At 74.6% G+C, this 16,735-nt stretch carries 10 protein-coding genes; 5 read left to right on the top strand and 5 right to left on the bottom strand.

All coding sequences use genetic code 11. The features are described 5' to 3' along the window. Nucleotides 1-30: 30 nt before the first annotated feature. Nucleotides 31-2,604, bottom strand: a complete 2,574-nt coding sequence (locus ABD160_RS01810; RefSeq protein WP_344017776.1) for a DEAD/DEAH box helicase — start codon at nt 2,602-2,604, stop codon at nt 31-33. Between the two features lie 82 nt (nt 2,605-2,686). Between ABD160_RS01810 and ABD160_RS01805 the strand changes: the two genes are divergently transcribed. The 3 genes from ABD160_RS01805 (at nt 2,687) to ABD160_RS01795 (ending at nt 7,434) form a co-directional block, all read left to right on the top strand. Next, complete coding sequence (locus ABD160_RS01805; RefSeq protein ID WP_344017774.1) at nt 2,687-4,258, top strand: ATP-dependent DNA ligase; 1,572 nt, start codon at nt 2,687-2,689, stop codon at nt 4,256-4,258. Nucleotides 4,259-4,330: 72 nt separating this feature from the next. After that, the gene (locus tag ABD160_RS01800; protein ID WP_344017772.1) at nt 4,331-5,062 is read left to right on the top strand and encodes a beta-phosphoglucomutase family hydrolase; all 732 of its coding nucleotides are present in this window, start codon (nt 4,331-4,333) and stop codon (nt 5,060-5,062) included. Next, on the top strand, nt 5,059-7,434 hold the full coding sequence (locus tag ABD160_RS01795) for a glycoside hydrolase family 65 protein (protein WP_344017770.1): 2,376 nt from the start codon (nt 5,059-5,061) through the stop codon (nt 7,432-7,434). Before ABD160_RS01800 ends, ABD160_RS01795 begins: the two co-directional genes overlap by 4 nt. Nucleotides 7,435-7,471: 37 nt before the next feature. Here ABD160_RS01795 and ABD160_RS01790 read toward each other — a convergent pair whose 3' ends face one another. Together ABD160_RS01790 and ABD160_RS01785 are read right to left on the bottom strand one after the other, a co-directional pair. After that, nucleotides 7,472-9,196 carry an ABC transporter ATP-binding protein gene (locus ABD160_RS01790; protein WP_344017769.1) on the bottom strand — a complete coding sequence of 575 codons (1,725 nt, stop codon included), beginning with the start codon at nt 9,194-9,196 and terminating at the stop codon, nt 7,472-7,474. Further along, nucleotides 9,193-10,923, bottom strand: coding sequence for an ABC transporter ATP-binding protein (locus ABD160_RS01785; RefSeq protein ID WP_344017768.1), 1,731 nt, complete (start codon nt 10,921-10,923; stop codon nt 9,193-9,195). Before ABD160_RS01785 ends, ABD160_RS01790 begins: the two co-directional genes overlap by 4 nt. Before the next feature lie 159 nt (nt 10,924-11,082). Here ABD160_RS01785 and ABD160_RS01780 point away from each other — a divergent pair, with 159 nt between their 5' ends. Both ABD160_RS01780 and ABD160_RS01775 read left to right on the top strand, forming a co-directional pair. Beyond that, entirely contained in the window at nt 11,083-11,763 is a 681-nt protein-coding gene (locus ABD160_RS01780) for a TetR/AcrR family transcriptional regulator (protein ID WP_344017767.1), read from the top strand. A 251-nt stretch (nt 11,764-12,014) separates the two neighbouring features. Continuing rightward, nucleotides 12,015-14,276, top strand: a complete 2,262-nt coding sequence (locus ABD160_RS01775) for a HelD family protein (RefSeq protein ID WP_344018005.1) — start codon at nt 12,015-12,017, stop codon at nt 14,274-14,276. Between the two features lie 13 nt (nt 14,277-14,289). On the opposite strand, the gene ABD160_RS01770 is transcribed toward ABD160_RS01775, so the two are convergent. Both ABD160_RS01770 and ABD160_RS01765 read right to left on the bottom strand, forming a co-directional pair. After that, nucleotides 14,290-15,522: a GGDEF domain-containing protein gene (locus ABD160_RS01770; protein WP_344017766.1), complete on the bottom strand. Its 1,233-nt coding sequence runs from the start codon at nt 15,520-15,522 to the stop codon at nt 14,290-14,292. A 586-nt stretch (nt 15,523-16,108) separates the two neighbouring features. Continuing rightward, nucleotides 16,109-16,684 carry a DinB family protein gene (locus tag ABD160_RS01765; protein ID WP_344017765.1) on the bottom strand — a complete coding sequence of 192 codons (576 nt, stop codon included), beginning with the start codon at nt 16,682-16,684 and terminating at the stop codon, nt 16,109-16,111. Nucleotides 16,685-16,735: the final 51 nt, after the last annotated feature.

The following is a 16,735-nucleotide window of genomic DNA, read 5'->3' as shown; positions in this document are numbered from 1 at the left end:
GATGCGGCCCGTCCGATGGGGCCGACCGGGTTACGCCTGCGGGTCGTACACGTCGGACGGTGACCCGTCGGTCACTCCCGTCACCCAGACGACGGCCTCCCCGGCCTCGTCCGAGGCCGCGAGATCGATCTCGGCGGTGATCGCCCAGTCCCGGTCGCCCGCCGGGTCGTCGAGCACCTGGCGGACCAGCCAGCGGTCGGCCTCCTCGGTGAGGTCGAACAGCGCGGGCCCGCGGGCCTCCGGCCCGAAGCCGATCCGGTCGTGCACCGCGAAGTAGGGCGCCACCGCGTCCCGCCACCGCTGCGCCGTCCAGCCCGCCTCGCCGTCGAGCGCGCCGAGCTCCTCGTAGCGGCCCAGCGCCAGCAGCTCCACCCGGCGGAACAGCGCGTTGCGGACCAGCACCCGGAACGCCCGCGCGTTGCCGGTGACCCCGGCCGGTGCGGCGAGCCCGACGTCCGCGCCGGGCGGGGTGATCTCGCCGTCCCCGGTGTCGGCGCCTGCGGCGAGCTTCTCCCACTCGTCGAGCAGCGAGGAGTCGGTCTGCCGGACCAGCTCACCGAGCCACTCGATCAGGTCGGTGAGCTCCTCGGTGCGGGCGTGCTCGGGCACGGTCTGGCGCAGCGCCCGATAGGCGTCGGCGAGGTAGCGCAGCACCAGCCCCTCGGAGCGGGCGAGCTGGTAGTGCGAGACGTACTCGGTGAACGTCATCGCCCGCTCGCTCATGTCGCGCACCACGGACTTCGGCGAGAGCACGGCGTCGGCCACCCACGGTGCGCCGCGCCGGTAGGTCTCCAGCGCCGCGTGCAGCATCTCGTCGAGCGGCTTGGGGTGGGTGACCTCCTCCAGCCGGGCCATCCGCTCCTCGTACTCGATGCCGTCGGCCTTCATCGCCGCGACCGCCTCGCCGCGGGCCTTGTTCTGCTGGGCGGCCAGGATCTGGCGCGGGTCGTCCAGCGTGGACTCGACGACCGACAGCACGTCCAGGGCGTAGTCCGGGGACTCCTGGTCGAGCAGCTCGAACACGGCGAGCGCGAACGGCGACAGCGGCTGGTTGAGCGCGAAGTCCAGCTGCAGCTCGTCGACGACCCGGGCGCGGGGCCGGGCGGCGCCCTCCACGGTGTACTCCTCGACGACGCCCGCGCTGCGCAGCGCCCGGTAGATCGCGATCGCCCGCAGCATGTGCCGGAGCTGGCGGCGGCGCGGCTCGTGGTTGTCGGTGAGCAGGTGCCGCATCGCGGCGTAGGTGTCGCCGCCGCGCGAGATCACGTTCAGCAGCATCGCGTGGGTGACCTCGAAGTGGCTGGTCAGCGGCTCGGGCCGGGCCTGCTGCAGCTTCTCGAACGACGTCTGGGACCAGCCGACGAAGCCCTCCGGCGGCTGCTTGCGCTGGACCTTCCGGCGCTTCTTCGGGTCGTCGCCCGCCTTGGCGAGCGCCTTCGCGTTCTCGATGTCGTGTTCGGGGGCCTGGGCGACGACGGTGCCGACGGTGTCGTACCCGGCGCGGCCGGCGCGGCCGGCGATCTGGTGGAACTCGCGGGCCTTGAGCGGGCGGACCCGGCGGCCGTCGTACTTGGACAGCGCGGTGAACAGCACCGTGCGGATCGGCACGTTGATGCCGACGCCGAGCGTGTCGGTGCCGCAGATGACCTTGAGCAGGCCGGCCTGGGCGAGGGTCTCCACGAGCCGCCGGTAGCGGGGCAGCATCCCGGCGTGGTGCACGCCGATGCCGTGCCGGACCAGCCGGGACAGCGTGCGGCCGAACCCGGAGGTGAACCGGAACGCGCCGATCGTCTCGGCGATGGCCGCCTTGTCCTCCCGGGAGGTGACGTTGACGCTCATCAGCGCCTGCGCCCGCTCGACGGCGGCCTGCTGGGTGAAGTGGACGATGTAGACCGGCGCCTCGCGGGTGGCGAGCAGCTCGGCGATCGTCTCGTGCAGCGGCTCGACGACGTAGCGGAAGTGCAGCGGCACCGGCCGGTCCACCGAGGTGATCTCGGCGGTCTCCCGGCCGGTGCGCCGGGTCAGGTCCTCGGCGAAGAACGACGTGTCGCCCAGGGTGGCGCTCATCAGCAGGAACTGGGCCTGCGGGAGCTCCACGATCGGCACCTGCCAGGCCCAGCCGCGGGACGGGTCGGCGTAGAAGTGGAACTCGTCCATCACCACGGAGCCGACGTCGGCGCCGGACCCGGTACGCAGCGCCAGGTTCGCCAGGATCTCGGCGGTGCAGCAGATGATCGGTGCCTTCTCGTTCACCGCGGCGTCGCCGGTCAGCATGCCGACCTTGTCCGCGCCGAACACCTCGCACAGCGCGAAGAACTTCTCGCTGACCAGCGCCTTGATCGGCGCGGTGTAGAAGGTGCGCTCGCCGCGGGCCAGCGCCGCGGCGTGCGCGCCCATCGCGACCAGCGACTTCCCGGAGCCGGTCGGGGTGGACAGGATGACGTTCGCGCCGGTCACCAGCTCCAGCAGCGCCTCCTCCTGCGCCGGGTACAGCGACAGCCCGCGCTCGTCGAACGCCCAGTCGGCGAAGATCTCCACCAGGTCGGCGGGGTCGATCGGGTCGTCGGGGCCGGAGCTGCGGGGGAGCCGGTCGGTGAGCGTCATGATGGCCCCGATTGTGCCTGGTGGCCCGGACGCGGCGACCGCGGCTGGAACCCGGCGCCGTCGGCCCGACTACCGTGGGCCCGTGACCGGGGGTGGGGTGTCGGGCGGGTCCCGCCCGACCATGCCCGAACTCGTCCCGCCGATGCTGCCCGCGACCGGCGAGCTGTCCGACGCGACCGATCCCGCGCGGTGGGCCGTCGAGTTCGGCTGGGAGGGCCACCGCTGCGTCGCCTACGTCAGCCGCGGGCGGGTCCGGTTGCTGTCGTCGACGGCGCGCAGCGTCACCGGGTCGTTCCCCGAGCTCGGCGTGCTGGCCGCTCAGGCGCCGCCGGGCGGGCTGGTCCTCGACGGCACCGTGGTCGCCCTGGACGAGGCGGGCCGCCCGTCGCGCGGGCCGCTGCTGCGCCGCACCGCGACGCTCGCGCCGGACGCCGCGCTGCGCGCCGAGGTCCCGGTCGGCTACGTGGTGACCGACCTGCTCTGGTGCGACGGGCGGCGGGTGCTGGAGCTGCCCTACCGGCGCCGGCGGGCGGAGCTGGAGGAGCTGGCGCTGGCCGGTCCGGCGATCCTGGTGCCGCCGTCGTTCGGGCTGGACGAGGCCGACCTGGTGGTACGCACCGCCGAGCAGTACGGGCTGGACGGGCTGCACCTGAAGCGGCTCGACGTGCCGTACCAGCCGGGCAGGCGGACCCGGAACTGGCTGCGGGTGCCGCTGCGCAGGCGCAGGCAGGCGCTGGTCGCGGGCTGGGTGCCCGCACCCGGGCGGCCGGACCGGATCGCCGCGGTGCTGCTGGCGCTGCCCGGGCCGGAGGGCCCGCAGTACGTCGGCCGGGTCGGGATCGGCGCCGCGGACGCCGACGCGCGCACCGTCCGCGCCGCCGCGCCCGGCGCGCCGCCGGCCGGGGTCCCGGACGGCGTCGCCGCGGACGCCCGGTGGCTGGCGCCCGGGCTGGCCTGCGCGGTCGAGCACCGCGGCCGGACGGCGGCCGGGCTGCTCGCGCTGCCGTCCTGGCGGGGGCTGGTGCCGGCCGACGAGCAGGACGACGAGCTGTTCGAGGTGCCGGCCGCAGCCGCGACCGTCCCGGCCGCCCCCGCCGCCCCCGCCGAGCCCGCGCCCGCGCCGGCGCCGGCCGGGACCGAGCCCGGGGCCGAGCCCGGGCCCGCGGGCACCTGGCACGGCCCGCTGTCCCGGCGGCTGGAGCAGCACTTCGTCTACAACACGCTGAACACGATCGCCTCGCTGGTGCGCACCGACCCGCCGCGGGCCCGCGAGCTGCTGCTCGGCTTCGCCGACCTGTCCCGGGCGGCCGACCGGGCCGAGGAGCCCGCGATCCGGCTGGACGAGGAGCTGGCCGCGGTCCGGGCGTACCTGCAGATCGAGCGGACCCGGTTCGGCGCCCGGCTGACCGCCGAGATCGACGACCCGGCCGCCGCGGGCGTCGACCCGGGTGCCGCGGTGCCGCCGCTGTCCGTGCTGGCCGCGGTGCGCCGCGCCGTGCAGGAGGAGATCGAGCCGGTGCCCGGCGGCGGCGCGGTGCACGTGCAGCTCGTCACCCCGCCGGAGGGACCGGGTTGCCGGATCGAGGTCACCCACGCCACCCGTGCCCCGTTCGTCCTGTTCAGCCTGCCGCTGGACGCCCCGGCAGGGTTGTGATCTCCGATTCGCGGGTACCCGGGGCACTCCCGGGGGCGACGGACCTTCATCGATCCGGATAGCGTGCGCGCCATGCTGGGGTTGCCCGACGGCGCACGCGCGTGCCTGTTCGATCTCGACGGCGTGCTGACCGACACCGCGAGCGTCCACGCCGCGGCGTGGAAGCAGATGTTCGACGAGTACCTGCGACGCCGGGACGGGGAGGACTTCACCCCGTTCGACGTCGCCGCCGACTACGGCCCGTACGTGGACGGCAAGCCGCGCCTGGAGGGGACCCGCAGCTTCCTCGCCTCGCGCGGGGTGGCGCTGCCCGAGGGCACCCCGGACGACGACGCCGACACCGAGACCCTCTGGGGCCTGTCGACCCGCAAGAACGACCTGGTCCAGGTCAAGATCACCGAGGGCGTCCGGGTGTACCCCGGATCGCGCCGCTACCTGGAGGCGGTGCGGGAGGCCGGGCTGGTCACCGCCGTCGTCTCCTCGTCGGCGAACGCCGAGCAGATCCTGCGGGTCACCGGGCTGGAGACGTTCATCGACCACCGGGTCGACGGCGTCACCGCCCGGGAGCGCGGGCTGCCCGGCAAGCCGGCCCCCGACACCTTCATCGCCGCCGCCGCGGACCTCGACGTCGACCGGTCCGCCGCCGTGGTGTTCGAGGACGCGCTGGCCGGCGTGCAGGCCGGCCACGCGGGAGGCTTCGGCGCCGTCATCGGCGTCGACCGCCTCGACCAGGCCGCCGCGCTGCGTGAGCACGGCGCGGACGTCGTCGTCACCGATCTCGCCGACCTGCTGGAGCGCTCGTGAAGCCCGACCACCTGCCCACGTTCACCACCGAGCCGTGGGTGATCCGTGAGCCGCGCCTCGACCTGGACGCGATGGGCCAGACCGAGTCGGTGTTCGCCCTGTCCAACGGGCACATCGGCCTGCGCGGCAATCTCGACGAGGGCGAGCCGCACGTGCTGCCCGGCACCTACCTGAACTCGTTCTACGAGGTGCGCCCGCTGCCCTACGCCGAGGGCGGCTACGGCTACCCGGAGTCCGGGCAGACGATCGTCAACGTCACCAACGGCAAGCTGATCCGGCTGCTGGTCGACGACGAGCCGTTCGACCTGCGCTACGGCACCCTGCGCCGGCACGAGCGGGTGCTCGACATGCAGGCCGGGACCCTGGAGCGCGACGTCGAGTGGGAGTCGCCGGCCGGCCGCGCGGTCAAGGTGCGCTCGACCCGGCTGGTGTCGCTGACCCAGCGGGCGATCGCCGCGATCTGCTACGAGGTCGAGCTGGTCAGCAACGGCACCGGCGACGAGAACGACGGCGCGCTGCTGGTGCTGCAGTCCGAGCTGGTCGCCAACGAGCAGCTCCCCGGCCGCGACGCCGACGATCCGCGGCTGGACACCGCGCTGGACAACGTCCTGGAGCCCGAGCAGTCCCGGGCCGGTGACGCCGGCGCGACCCTGGTGCACTCCACCCGCAAGTCCGGCCTGCGCTGCGGCGCCGCGATGGAGCACGAGGTCAGCGGCCCGGAGGGCATCCAGGTCAGCACCGACGCGAACGAGGACCTGGCCCGCACCACGATCATCGCCCGGGTCCGGCCGGGGGAGACGCTGCGCGTCGTCAAGTACCTGTCCTACGGCTGGTCGTCGCGGCGCAGCCTGCCCGCGGTCTACGACCAGGTCCGGGCGGCCATCGCCGCGGCCCGCTACACCGGCTGGGACGGCCTGGTCCGCGAGCAGCGCGAGTACCTCGACGACTTCTGGGCCACCGCCGACGTCGAGATCGACGGCGACGCCGAGCTGCAGCAGGCGGTGCGGCTCGCGACGTTCCACATCCTGCAGGCCGGTGCCCGCGCCGAGCGGCGCTGCATCCCGGCCAAGGGCCTGACCGGCGACGGCTACGACGGCCACACCTTCTGGGACACCGAGACGTTCTGCCTGCAGGTGCTGTCGTTCGTCGCGCCGGACGCGGCGGCGGACGCGCTGCGCTGGCGCCGCTCGATCCTGCCGCAGGCGTTCGAGCGGGCCGAGACGCTCGGCCTCAAGGGCGCCGCGTTCCCGTGGCGGACGATCCGCGGGCACGAGTGCTCGGGCTACTGGCCGGCCGGCACCGCGGCGTTCCACATCAACGCCGACATCGCGGACGCGGTGAAGCGGCACGTCGCGGCGACCGGCGACACCAAGTTCGAGCTGGAGGTCGGGCTGGAGCTGCTGGTCGCGACCGCGCGGCTGTGGCGCTCGCTGGGCCACCACGACTCGGCCGGGAACTTCCGGATCGACGGCGTGACCGGGCCGGACGAGTACTCCTCGATCGCCGACAACAACGTCTACACCAACCTGATGGCCCGGCAGAACCTGCGCTACGCCGCGGAGGTCGCGGCCAAGCACCCGCGGTCGGCGGCCCGGCTGGGCGTCGACTCCGAGGAGATCGCCTCCTGGCGGGACGCGGCGACCGCGATGCTGATCCCGTTCGACTCCCGGCTCGGCGTGCACCCGCAGTCCGAGGGCTTCACCGACCACCAGCGGTGGAACTTCGACGACACCCCGGCCGAGCGGTACCCGCTGCTGCTGAACTACCCGTACTTCGACCTGTACCGCAAGCAGGTCGTCAAGCAGGCCGATCTCGTGCTGGCGATGCAGATCTTCCCGGACGAGTTCACCGAGGAGCAGAAGCGCCGCAACTTCGCCTACTACGAGGCGATCACGGTGCGGGACTCGTCGCTGTCGGCGTGCACCCAGGCGGTGCTCGCCGCCCGCACCGGGCACCTGGAGCTGGCCCACCAGTACCTCGCCGAGGCGGCCCTGGTCGACCTGCAGGACCTGGCCGGCAACACCGACCACGGCATGCACATCGCGTCCATGGCGGGCACCTGGTCGGCGGTGGTGCTGGGCTTCGGCGGGATGCGCTGCGAGGCCGACGGCCTGTCGTTCGCGCCGGTGCTCCCGCCGTCGCTGTCCCGGATCTCGTTCGGGCTCAAGTGGCAGGGCCGCAGGCTCCGGGTCACGATCACCCCGGACGAGGTCGAGTACCAGCTGCTCGACGGCGCGCCGATGCGGTTGCGGCACCACGACGAGCCGATCGCGCTGGACGGCGAGGGCCCGGTGACCGCCCCGACGCCGACCACCGAGTGGGTGGAGCCGGTGGAGCAGCCGGCCGGGCGGGCGCCGCGCCAGCGCGGCTGAGGCCGGCCGCGGCGCCCGCACCCGGGCCCGCTGCCGGTCACCGGGGGTCCTCCGCGGGGTGCGCCGGGACGGCCGGGGCCAGGTAGCCGGCGTAGCGACCGCCGGCGGCGGCCAGCTCCGAGTGCGTGCCGAGCTCGGCGATCCCGCCGTCGGCGAGCACGGCGATCCGGTCGGCCGCCGCGATCGTCGTGAGCCGGTGCGCGACCACCAGCACGGTGCGGTCCCCGGCCAGCCGGCCGAGCGCCTCGGCGACGGCGGCCACGTTCTCCACGTCGAGCGCCGCGGTGATCTCGTCGAGCAGCACCACCGGCGCGTCCTTGAGCAGGGCGCGGGCGATCGAGACGCGCTGCCGCTCCCCGCCGGAGAGCCGCCCACCCGCCTCGCCGACGGTGGTGGCCCAGCCCAGCGGGAGCCGCTCGACGACCTCGTCGAGCCGGGCCGCCCGGGCGGCGGCCCGGACCTCGGCGTCGGTCGCGTCCGGCCGGCCGAGCCGGACGTTCTCCTCGATCGTCGCGTCGAACAGGTAGACGTCCTGGAACACCATGGCGACCTGGCGCATCAGGGTCGCGGTGGTCATGTCCCGGACGTCGGTCCCGCCGATCCGGACGGCACCGGCGTCGACGTCGAAGAAGCGGGCGACCAGCCGGGTCACCGTGGTCTTCCCGGCGCCCGAGGGGCCCACCAGCGCGGTCATCGTGCCGGGTGCACAGACCAGCGAGAAGCCGCGCAGCACCGGATCCCCGCCGGGATAGCCGAACGTGACGTCGGAGAACTCGATCCCGGCGCCCGCCGGTTCCCGCGGACACTCCGGCTCGGGCAGGGCCGGGGTCCCGACCACCTCCCGGATGCCGCGCAGCCCGTTCGCGGCGACCTGGAGCCCGGTGCCGTAGAAGCCGGCGAGGGTCAGCGGCTCGGCGAACCGCACGGCGAGCACCAGCAGCGCGGCACCGGCCGCCGGGTCGATCGTCCCGGCGGTGAGCAGCAGGCAGGCGACGAGCACACCCAGCGCGAGCCCGGTCTGCACGACGAGCGCGTAGGCCAGACCGGGGTGGCTCTGCCGGGAGAGCACCCGCAGCGTCGCGTGCCGGTCGGCGCGCAGGCCGGCGTCCAGGTTGGCCAGGCCGGTGCCGGTGCTGCCGGTCGCCCGCAGCACCGGCTGGGCCCTGGCGAACTCCAGCACCCGGTCGGCCACCTCGGTCAGTGCCGCGGCCTCCTCCTCCCGGGCTGGTCGGGTGCTGCGCCGGATCCAGCGGAACGCGAGCAGCCCGAGCGGGGTGAGCACGACGAACGCGAGCGCGGCCCGCCAGTCGACGACGGCGGCGGCGACGAGCACCGGCAGCGGTGTGCTGAGTGCACCGGTGACCTGCTGGAGCACCATGGCCGGGTAACCGCCGATCTCCTGCGCGGCCCGGACGCGCACCGCGAGCGAGCCGGTGCGGTCGGCACCGAACCAGCCCAGCGGGAGCTGCACGACGCGGGCGGCGAGCAGCTTCGCCAGCCGGTCGCTGACGGTGTACACGCCGATCCGGTCACCGCGCCGGTTCGTCCGGGCGAGCACCACGGCGTACCCGGTGAAGGCCGCCGCCGATCCGGCCAGCCACGCCACGGCGGCGGCCGGGTCGGCGGAGCCGAGCGCGCGCAGGATCGGGACGAGGGCGGCGATCGCGGTGCCCTGCAGCAACCCGGCGACGGCGTACCCGGCGATCTGCCGGCGCAGTCCGGTGGGACCGGTGAGCTCCTCGAGCCTGCTCACGGTGCTCATCCGGCGCTCCCGAGGACGGCGGGTCGCCGCGCGAGCCGCCACATCCGGGCGTAGCGGCCGTCCCGGGCGAGCAGCTCGGCGTGGGTGCCCTGCTCGGCGATCCGGCCGGCGTCGAGCAGCACGATCCGGTCCGCGGAGGTGATCGTGTGCAGCCGGTGCGCGATGACCAGGGCGGTGCGGCCGCGGACGAGCCGGCGCAGCGCCTCCTGCACGGCCGCCTCGCTCTGCGGGTCGGCGTGCGCGGTGGCCTCGTCGAGCACGACCAGCGGTGCGTCCTGCAGGATCGCCCTGGCCACGGCGACCCGCTGCGCCTCACCGCCGGAGAGCCCGCCGCCACGGCCGTCGAGCACCGTGTCGTAGCCCTGCGGCAGCCGGACGATCCGGTCGTGGATCAGGGCCGCCCGGGCCGCGGTCTCGACGTCGGCGTCGTCCGCGCCGGGCCGCCCGAGCCGGATGTTCGCGCGCACCGTGTCGCGCAGCAGGACCGTGTCCTGGAAGACGAACGAGACCGAGCCGAGCAGGTCCCGGGCGGCGATCTCCCGGACGTCCACCCCGCCGATCAGGACGGCGCCCTCGGTCACGTCCCGGAACCGCGGCAGCAGCCCGGCCAGGCTGCTCTTCCCCGCGCCCGAGGCGCCGACCACGGCGGTGCAGGTGCCGGGTTCCAGGACGAGCGAGACGCCGTCCAGGGCGCGGGTGCCGTCGTCGTGGACGAGGCCGACGTCGCGGAACTCGACCCGGCCGTCGCCCGGGGGCCGCGGGTCGGCGGGCTCGGGGAGCGGCGGCTGGTCGAGCACCCGGCCGATCTCGGCGGCTCCGCGGCGGGCGTCGTCGACGTGGTAGCCGAGCCGGATCAGCTGCTCGATCCCGGACGGCAGCCCGATCGCCACGGCCAGCACGCCGGCGACGGTCCCGGCGGACGCCCAGCCCAGCAGCACGAACAGCGTTCCGGTCGAGGTGATCCAGAGCAGCAGTGCGGCGGGGGACAACAGGATCGTCAGCGCCGTGTAGGGCACGCCGATGATCGACATCCAACGCAGCGTGACCTCGGAGACGCGATCGACGGCGTCGGTGAACCGGCGGAACACGCCGGAGCCGCTGCCGTAGGTCTTGACCACCTCGACGCCGTCGCCGAGCTCGACGGCGGCCGCCCCCAGCCGGGTGGTCGCCCGCTCGTGGTCCTCGGCGTGCTCCCGGCCCGCGCGGCGGAAGGCCGGGGTCAGTGCGGCGACGACCCCGGCGAGGTACAGCAGGACGAGCACCGTGAACCGCCAGTCCAGCCAGGCCAGGTACCCGAGCGCGGTCAGCGGCCCGACGACGGCGGCCACCGCGTCGACCGTGGTGTGTGCGACCAGGGTGTGCATCCGCAGGACGTCGTCGGCGACCGCCTTCTTCACCGCGCCGGAGCCGTGCTGCCCGAACCAGCCCAGCGGCAGCCGCGCGAGATGCTGCACGATCCGGCGCCGGGTGAGCAGCCGGAACCGGGCGTCGGCCCGGTGGGTGACGCCGATCCCGGCGAACGTCAGCAGCGATCCGGCGGGTACCGCCAGGACGGCCGTCACCGCCCACGGCCAGAGGAGGGCCGTCGTGCCGGACAGCAGCCCCCGGGCGATCTCGGCGACCGCGATCGCGGGGAGCACCCCGACCACCGCGCCGAGCCCACCGAGCGCGGCGCCGAGCACCAGCCGGGCCCGGACCGGGGCGACCAGCTCGCGCACCGTGGCCATGCGTCCCCCCAGCTTGTAACAACGTTAGGAGTTGTGAGGGTGGCATGACCTGCCCGGCCGGACGGAGTGATCTGCGGCACAGTCGGCACCGGAGTGCATGATCGGTCCCGTGCCGTCCGGGACCGACCGGTCCGGTCGAGGCGAACGGAGGTGGGCCGGGTGGCCAGGAAGTACCGGGTGGGCATACCCGAGGCGGCGATCGTGGACGCCGCCGTCCGGCTGACCCGGAGCCGCGGGCTGCACGGCTGGACGATGCGCGAGCTGGTCGCCGAGGTCGGGACCTCGCCGTCGGTGGTCTACCACCGGATCGGCGACCGGCACGCCGTCTGCGGGCGGGTCGTGCTGCGGGTGCTGCCGTTCCGGGACGCCCCGGTCCCGCCCGGGGCGCACTGGCGCAGCTGGTTCACCGAGGTGCTGCTGCCGCTCGAGGCGCGACTGCGCGAGTACCCGGGCGTCGCCTGGTGGATCCTGCGGCACGGGGTGCCGGCCCCCGGCACCGCCGATGCCGCCGACCAGATGGACGCGGTCTTCACGATGCTGCGCGACGCGGGCTTCGGGGACGACGCGGGGCTGGTCTTCGCCCTGCTCATGAACTCGGTCCTGACCACCATCGCGATCGCGGACGACCGGGTGACCAGCCCCGGCGGGGGCGCGGCCGGACACGCCGCACTGCGGCAGAACCTGCGCGACCGCGGCCCGGACAGCGCCTTCGGCACCGGCCTGGGGGAGTACGTCGACCGCTACACCGGCTCCGCGGACGCCGCCGAGCGGGCGTTCGTGCACTACTACCGGACGATGATCACGACCGTGCTCGACGGGATCGAGGCGCGACTGCCGTGAGCTGACACCGGTGGAACCGCCACAGGTCGTCGGCTATGCGCTGGTACGTTGATACGTCGCGCCGCCCGACGGGTGCAGGGTCCACGGAGGAGCCCGCACCGGCAGGCGTCGCGACCGTGCTCGTCCCCTCGGTGGAGGATCCCCGCGCCGTGCCCGAACCCACGCCCGACCCGTCCGTCGGTCCTCCCGCCGACCAGGGGGCCGATGCCGGAACCGATCCGGAGCTGCTCCACGAGCAGACCTACGTCGGCATGCTCTACGAGCAGCTCGAGGACCGCCGCCGGGACACCGCGCGGCGGCTCGCCGACACGCTGCGCGAGGAGACCGTCGGCACCCCGCAGGCGCTGACCCAGCGGGACGCGGCCGCGGCGCTGCTGGCCGACCGGCTGGCCGCGCTGCGGGCCGCCGAGCACGGCCTCGCGTTCGGCCGGCTGGACTCCGACGACGGCGAGATCCGCTACGTCGGCCGGATCGGCCTGCTCGACGAGCAGAACGAGTACGAGCCGCTGCTGATGGACTGGCGGGCGCCGGCGGCCCGGCCGTTCTACACCGCGACGGCGGCGAACCCGGAGGGCATGCGCCGGCGCAGGCACCTGCGGACCCGGCTCCGCCAGGTCGTCGCGATCGACGACGAGCCGCTCAACCTCGCCGAGATGGACGACGACGAGCGGGCCCGCGCCGGGGCCGGGCTGACCAGCGAGGCGGCGCTGCTGGCCGCGGTGTCCGAGGCGCGCACCGGCCGGATGGGCGACATCGTCGCCACCATCCAGGGCGAGCAGGACCGGATCATCCGGTCCAAGCCGTCCGGGGTGCTGGTCGTGCAGGGCGGGCCGGGCACCGGCAAGACGGCGGTGGCCCTGCACCGTGCCGCCTACCTGCTCTACACCCACCGCGACCGGCTCGCCCGGCGCGGCGTGCTCGTCGTCGGGCCGAACCCGACGTTCCTGCGCTACATCGGGCAGGTGCTGCCGTCGCTGGGGGAGACCTCGGTGGTGCTGGGCACCGTCGCCCAGCTCTATCCCGGCCTGGACGCGCGCCGCCCGGAGGACCCGGCGACCGCGGAGCTCAAGGGCCGCGCGGACATGGCGGCCGTCGTCGCGGCCGCCGTGCGGGACCGCCAGCAGGTGCCGCGCAAGCCGATCGAGCTGGTCGTCGAGCAGCAGCGGGTGGTGCTGGACCGGGACACCGTCACCCAGGCCAGGACCCGCGCGCGGCGCTCCCGCAAGCCGCACAACGAGGCCCGCCGGACGTTCCGCAAGGAGCTGCTGCGGCTGCTCGCCCAGCAGGTCGCCCGGCGGGTCGGCGCGGAGCTGCTGGACCGGCTCGACGTCGACGACATCCGCGACGAGCTCACCGAGTCGCCGGCGCTGCAGCAGGAGCTGGAGCAGCTGTGGCCGACGCTGTCGCCCGAGCAGCTGCTCACCGACCTGTTCGCCGACCGCAGGCGGCTGAACTCGGTGGCCCGGCGGATCCCGGCCGACGAGCGGGTGCTGCTGGAGCGTGACGCGCCCGGTCCCGACGTGCCCTACGAGCAGCGCTGGTCGGCGGCGGACGTGGCGCTGCTCGACGAGGCCGCCGAGCTGCTCGGCGACGACGGCGCCGCGCAGGCCGCGGCCGAGGCCGCCGCGCTGCGCGAGGAGGTCGAGTACGCGCAGGGCGTGCTGGACGTGCTCGATCTCGAGGAGGACCTCGATCCGGAGCTGCTGCGCGCCACCGACATCATCGACGCCGACCGGCTCGCCGAGCGGATGCAGGTCGCCCGCTACGACTCCACCGCCGAGCGGGCCGCCGCGGACCGCGAGTGGACCTACGGGCACGTGATCGTCGACGAGGCGCAGGAGCTGTCCGCGATGGCCTGGCGGATGGTCATGCGCCGGGCGCCCGCCCGGTCGATGACCCTGGTCGGGGACATCGCGCAGACCGGCGACCGGGGCGGCGCCGGATCGTGGAACGAGGTGCTGTCGCCGTTCGTGGCCCGGCGCTGGCGGCTGGAACAGCTGACCGTCAACTACCGGACGCCCGCCGAGATCGCCGACGTCGCCGACGACGTGCTCGCCGAGATCGACCCGTCGCTGCAGCCGCCGTCGTCGGTCCGCTCGACCGGGGTGCCGCCGTGGGCGGCGCCGCTGCCGGTCGCCGGTGCCGAGCGGGACCGGGTGCTGGCCGACCGGGTCGTCGCCGAGCGGGACGCGGTCGGCGAGGGCCGGACGGCGGTGCTCGTCCCGGCCGCGCGGCTGCAGCAGACCCGGGACGCGCTGGTCGCCGCCGGGATCATCGACGCCGCGACCGACCCGGACGAGCTGGACACCGCGGTCGTCGTGCTCGCGGTGACCGGATCGAAGGGCCTGGAGTTCGACGCCGTGCTCGTCGTCGAGCCGCAGGAGATGCTCACCGAGTCGCCGCGCGGCCTCAGCGACCTCTACGTGGCGATCACCCGGGCCACCCAGCGGCTCGGCGTGCTGCACTCCGGCGAGCTCCCGCCGGTGCTCAAGCGGATCAGCCGGGAGCGGTAGCCGCGCGCCCCGCTCAGCGCGCCGGGCCGGCCTGCCCGGCGCCGTTCGCGCGCACCCGGACCCGGTTCCGGCCGGCCCGTTTCGCGGTGTAGAGCGCTTCGTCCGCGGCGGCGAGCAGCCGATCGAGCTCGGTGCCCGCACCGGGCGCGACGGCGGCCCCGACCGACACGCTGAGCCGGTCGATCCGCACGTCGCCGGTCGGCGAGGGCACGTCCACGCTGAGCGACTCCACCCGGCGCCGGATCCGCTCGCACATCTCGTGCACCGCGGTCGCGCCGGCCGCCGGGTCCTGCTTCATCGTGCCCATCGCGACCACGAACTCCTCGCCGCCGAACCGGCCGACCACGTCGGCGCCGCGGACCTCACCGGTCAGCACCTCGGCCATGGAGGCCAGCACGGCGTCCCCGACCAGGTGGCCGTGCCGGTCGTTGACGTCCTTGAAGTGGTCGAGATCGAGGATCAGCACCCCGGCGGCGACCCGGTCCCGGCGGGCGCCGGCGAGCAGCCGGGTGGCCCGGGCCCGCCAGGCGTCGGCGTTGAGCAGGCCGGTCTTCGGGTCGGTGTTCGCCTTGTCCTCCAGCTGGCGGACCAGCGTCGTCTGTTCGAGCAGCAGCAGCAACGGCACCAGCAGGACGACCAGCGGCCAGTGGTCCGGCAGCACCACCACGGCGACCAGCGCACCCAGGCTGAGCGTCGCCAGCTCGAGCGCGATCTCGCCGCCGGCCAGGATCGCCAGGAACGACGACCGCGGCTGCGACAGCCGGATCACCGCGACCACCAGCAGGGTGTTCGTCAGCGTGTAGGCCAGCAGGCAGCCGGCCAGGGTGGCGGCGCCGGCGACCGAGGCGTAGTCGTCGCCCACCCCGGTCAGCCCGCGCAGCATCGCGACCAGGTACACCGCGAGCACGACGGTCGACGTCGAGTACAGCTGCCGGTGCGGGGGTGTCCCGGCCGGGCGGAACACCCGGAAGTACAGGTGCGTGTAGAGGGCCACGACGGTGGCCGCGGCCAGCGCGGCGGGCAGCACCAGCGCGGCGGCGAAGGTCCACACCGAGCTCAGGTCGATGTAGCGGGTGTCCGCTATCCGGCGGCGCATCCGTTCCGCGCCGAGCGAGAGCTCCGCGTGCAGCGCGGCCGCCACGAGAAGTGCCGCCACGACGATCCACGATCGCGGTTCGAGCAGTTCCGGGCCGCGCAGCGCGATCTCGCCCGCCAGCAGCAGTACGGCGGTGAGCTCGACCGCCACGAGCAGCCCGCGTACACGCAGTGGCAGCCCCCGGAACGACGGGCGGCGCGGCGCGTCGCCGGAACCCGGTACCCGGGCGCCGGATGCCGACGGATCTCCAGACAACGGTGCCGAACCTCTGATCGTTTCTCTTGTCGAGCATAGCGGCCGGGGCCCCGGACTCGGCGCTGGTCAGCGGGGCCGGACTCGGCCCGCGGGTGGGTCCGGCCGGTGCGGCGAACCGGCCGCTGAAGATCAACAGTGTGCCTGACATGGCGAAGTCGTGTTTACCCTTGTTCACGGACCTCACCCAGACGAGTGTCGACGCTGCGGACAGTGACGGTCGGCGGCGTCCCGGGCCGCCGGGACACCGGGTGGGGCTCCCGGTCCGTTCGCGGGGAGGTGACTCGGAATGCGCAACTGGAACTGGTGACGAATGCCCGGGAACGGGTGGATGCAGGCACGCACCGAAAGGGGATCGGGTACATGCGCAACTGGAACTGGTGACCGTGTGCGGAGAACGTCGGAACACATTCGGGAAAGGAGCGCGACATGCGTAACTGGAACTGGTGACAATGCACGCGGTGCGTGGCGCCCGGCGGCCGGGTCAGCCACGTACCGGCGGCGCGGCCGCGTACAGGTCCCGCAGCAGGGCGATCTCGGCGCCGTGGTGGATGACCTCGCGGTGGATGTGCAGGACCAGCGTGGCCATCGGCGCGTCGGCGTAGGGGCCCTCGGCGGGCCCGCACGGCCGGGCCAGGCCCGCGGTGCCCAGCGCCGCGACACCGGCCGTCCATCGGCGGTAGGCGTCGTCGAGCTGGGCGAGGGCCAGATCGGCGGTCCCGGCGCAGGTGTGCGAGTCGTAGTCGACCGGTGGGCCGTCGAAGTGCGCGTGCACCCGCATGCCGAGCACACCGACGATCACGTGCACCAGCCGCCAGGCGATCGTCGTGACCGGGGGCGGTTCCGGCACCGGGTAGGCGAAGTCGATCACCCGGTCGCCGGAGCCGGCCCCCGGCGGGGTCACCGAGGAGCCCCGGGGGCGCACGCTCCACATGCCGGGCACGGGCTCCCAGAGGTACTCGTCGTCGGTGAGCCCGGCGAGCCGGGGGCGGAGCAGCTGTTCCCAGTGGAACGTCAGCTGCTCGCCGAGCTCGGTGTTCCAGTCGATCGTCCGGTTCATGGCGGGCAGGCTAGGACCGAACGAGGTCAGCCGCCGCCCTGGTCGACGCGG

Source organism: Pseudonocardia kongjuensis (genome assembly GCF_039526905.1).
In the GTDB taxonomy this organism is placed as follows: Bacteria; Actinomycetota; Actinomycetes; order Mycobacteriales; family Pseudonocardiaceae; genus Pseudonocardia; species Pseudonocardia kongjuensis.
The sequence above is the reverse complement of the archived record's forward strand: the minus strand, read 5'-3'. Positions and strand labels throughout refer to the sequence as shown.